Origin of the sequence: Rhodococcus sp. (in: high G+C Gram-positive bacteria), assembly GCF_049286785.1 — a bacterium.
Lineage (GTDB): Bacteria > Actinomycetota > Actinomycetes > Mycobacteriales > Mycobacteriaceae > Rhodococcus_F.
In genome coordinates this window covers 1-2902 of record NZ_JBAQEO010000543.1, presented here as the reverse complement: position 1 = coordinate 2902, position 2902 = coordinate 1, and the positions used below count along the sequence as shown (strand labels likewise).

At 62.8% G+C, this 2902-nt stretch carries 4 protein-coding genes; 1 reads left to right on the top strand and 3 read right to left on the bottom strand.

The window, feature by feature from the left end:
* Positions 1 to 73: 73 nt before the first annotated feature.
* Positions 74 to 631: a hypothetical protein gene (locus tag WAW17_RS19630; RefSeq protein ID WP_422334595.1), complete on the top strand. Its 558-nt coding sequence runs from the start codon at positions 74 to 76 to the stop codon at positions 629 to 631.
* 509 nt (positions 632 to 1140) lie between these two features.
* Here WAW17_RS19630 and WAW17_RS19625 read toward each other — a convergent pair.
* The 3 genes from WAW17_RS19625 to WAW17_RS19615 form a co-directional block, all read right to left on the bottom strand.
* Positions 1141 to 1458 (bottom strand): hypothetical protein, encoded by a 318-nt coding sequence (locus WAW17_RS19625; RefSeq protein ID WP_422334594.1) that lies wholly within the window; start codon positions 1456 to 1458, stop codon positions 1141 to 1143.
* A gap of 615 nt (positions 1459 to 2073) precedes the next feature.
* The gene (locus tag WAW17_RS19620; protein WP_422334593.1) at positions 2074 to 2262 is read right to left on the bottom strand and encodes a hypothetical protein; all 189 of its coding nucleotides are present in this window, start codon (positions 2260 to 2262) and stop codon (positions 2074 to 2076) included.
* Positions 2259 to 2513 carry a hypothetical protein gene (locus WAW17_RS19615; protein WP_422334592.1) on the bottom strand — a complete coding sequence of 85 codons (255 nt, stop codon included), beginning with the start codon at positions 2511 to 2513 and terminating at the stop codon, positions 2259 to 2261. Before WAW17_RS19615 ends, WAW17_RS19620 begins: the two co-directional genes overlap by 4 nt.
* Between the last annotated feature and the right edge of the window lie 389 nt (positions 2514 to 2902).

Below are 2902 nucleotides of genomic sequence, written 5' to 3'. Positions count from 1 at the left end.
ACGTACGGATGCGTGTCAGTGGATCTCGCTAGGCTCAACGAACTGTCGTATCGGTGAGGGTGGAGTGGTCGAAATGAGTATGGTGCCCCACGTGGTGGCCGTCGTCGATGCCGACGAGTCCAACGTCGCGATCTGGCACGTCGACACCGGCCCCGATATCGGGCTGAACCGGATGTGTGGGGCGTGGGTGCTCCCCAATGCTGACCGCGAGAAAATCGCGCTGCTGACCCGTAATCGGATCCTGATTTCCACCGATCGTGGAGACAAGGTCGTCCATGATGCAGGCGCTGTGACCACCGCAACGTTGGATGTGGTCGCCACAATCGCCACGGTCGCCGCGGAGCGCGACATTCTGCAGGCCGAGTTCGAGAAGAAGAAATCGAAGACATTGATCGCACCGGACTGGCCAGAACTGCCCGAACCCTTCACCTTCGAGAACCCACCCACCGCTGCAAGAGCAGACAGCGAGATCATCGCGGTTGCCTTCGGCGTCGCCGAGTGGGTACACGAGTTGGCCAAGGCGTGGGCGAAAATCGAGAAGCAGCGGTTGGCACGCACTTTCCTGGTCGAGTTCGGAGGCACAAGCCCACGCCCCTGCCCAATCGTCGCCGCAGACCTCACCACGGCATGAGCGGCGGCGGGCCGATCAGGGCCTGAACATCTCCACCAGCGGGGAATCTCCCACGGCGTCGCGGAACTCACCAACACAGCCCGGTTTTCGGACAGAAGCAATGAGAGGGTTTTTGGGACACCGACTGTCACCCCCAAAGCCGCAACGGCGCTCTGTGACCGCTGGTCACGGTCTACCGCCGAGACGGTCCGATTCGTGTTCGGGAAACGATTCCTGGACGCCGTCGATCACGTTTGAGGCATCACGGATATGCCACTATGAAGGCTCCTCGCGGGATGAGCGATTCTGCCGCGGGTGAAGGATGCCCCTGATCTTGTTCGGATCGGGGGCATCGCCCTATCTGCAGCGAACGAATTAGAGAAGCCCCCGGCTTATAGAGCAAACCGATCAGCGGCGACCGACGACGCTTGAATCAGATCCCGCGCCAGGTTGGTGCACCATTGACATCCCGATTCGGGATTGATCAGCGGACCACCGCTGCGGGACTATTCGATTTCGATCGTGGGGTTTTACTTTCGGCCGCGGAGGGCGTCGCCGACTTTGTCGAGGAGGGTGAATGCGTCGTCGCGGTCCAGGACGACTCGGTGCCCGTAGGTCCAGATCTCGACTCCGTTGACGACACCGTCGATGTCGGCGGAGACCGAGTGCGCTTCGATTCCGAGTGGGTTCTCCTTGTGCGTGTCGGCCCTGCCGCCCTGGTGGATCGGTTGAATGATGCCAGCGGCATCGACTGTGGCGCCAACGATCCCGGTCGGATCGACGGCGAGGAGCCCTGGCATGGTGCCGGCGTCAGCTTCGCGGGCATTTCGGGGGTGTTCAGTGAGCATTGTTGTGGCCGTTCTCTGCGTTGATGAGTGCGGGTAGGACGTGTGAGGACGTGTGCGCGTAGGAAGTTTTCGAGGATGACGGTCCCGGTGTTGTCGAGGGTGACGGATGTTCCGACATTGGGAGGATCCGTGTTCCTTGGTTGCCAGCCCTGCGGATCCATGGTCATGCTGCCGTTCCTCTCGAATGTGGTGGAAGCCGGGGTGTGCGGTAGAGCTCTGTTAGAACAGGGCGATCTGCGACTGTGCGGATGCAGCGTCGGTGCGCTGCTGGTAGGCGGCGGCGAACGCTTGGGCGGTTCCTTCGGTGCACCCGATTTCTTGGGCGATCTGGCCAGCTGAGTCCGGATTCGTGGAGTTGGAAGGCGTCGCGTTCGTCGTCGATCTGAACGCCGTGGTGGATCGTCATCGGCCTTCTCCTCAGATGGTGTTGAGGTTCGGGAATACACGTTTTGCAGCCGGGCGCCGGGCTTCGCGCATGAGTGCGGAGCTGCGCCTCTCAGCGTATTGACCTGCGAGCGTTTCGATCTGTTGCTTCGTGGTGGGGTTGCCGATGAAGGCGGTTCGTTCGGTTACGTTGTCGATCTCACCGGTACAGCGGGCTGAGCTGCGCTGAGGTCATGCCTGATCCCGGGGGGATTGTTCGAGGCTGTTGAGTTCGTCGAGCACCTGGTCGACGGCGGTGGTCGGGATGCGGAAGTCCGGCCCCTCCGAGGTGCGGAGGCGGTTGCGCACGTACGCGAGCATGGCCAGTTCACGGTCCAGGTCTGCTGTGGTGCGCTCGCTCGAGCCGATCCGCTCGATCATTCAGCGTCCGTCGTCCGGCCCTGACGGTCTTTCCCCGGGACACTGACAGCGACGAGGACCAGCGTCACCACGACGGCGGCGGCCACGGCGAGGAAGGCGAGCACTGAGTGGGCCCCCCAGATCAGAACGGCCACGAAGGACAGTTCGGCGAGCAGCCAGAGGACGCGCGCAGGGACGGTCGCCCCCTTCAGCAGGGCACCGGCGCCGGCGACGACCAGCAAGGCTCCGAGCCAGAGAATCCAGGTCATCATTTTTCGTTTCCTTCCTTCGGACGCGATGTGGATGCGGCCGCGTCCGCGTCGGGCGGAAGCCGCACGGCACTGCCCACTGATCGAGCGGGCGCTGGTCAGGCCGCGACTGGTAGAGGTGTCGCATTCGAAACGTGCAGTATTCGTTCCGCCGGTCCGGAGTTCGCCGATGCGTGAGACGAATTCCATTGGTGTCACGCGTGTCCCGGGCATCGCAGGTGTGGCGTCAGCGTCCATCCGGCTGTGGTGAGCCATCGCTGAACCGGCTCGGATAGGTTGCCGTTCCCTGCCTGGTCGGTGAGTGCGCCAGCGAGGATGGGCCCGTCTCCGCAGATGGTGCAGGCGATATCGAATGCTGGTTGCCCGGGTTCGCAATGTCGGCAGTGATTGAG

Bases quoted from the DNA above. Each gene is read 5' to 3' on its own strand.
- WAW17_RS19625 (WP_422334594.1), bottom strand. From the start codon at position 1,458: ATGCTCACTGAACACCCCCGAAATGCCCGCGAAGCTGACGCCGGCACC.
- WAW17_RS19620 (WP_422334593.1), bottom strand. From the start codon at position 2,262: ATGATCGAGCGGATCGGCTCGAGCGAGCGCACCACAGCAGACCTGGAC.
- WAW17_RS19615 (WP_422334592.1), bottom strand. From the start codon at position 2,513: ATGATGACCTGGATTCTCTGGCTCGGAGCCTTGCTGGTCGTCGCCGGC.
- WAW17_RS19630 (WP_422334595.1), top strand. From the start codon at position 74: ATGAGTATGGTGCCCCACGTGGTGGCCGTCGTCGATGCCGACGAGTCC.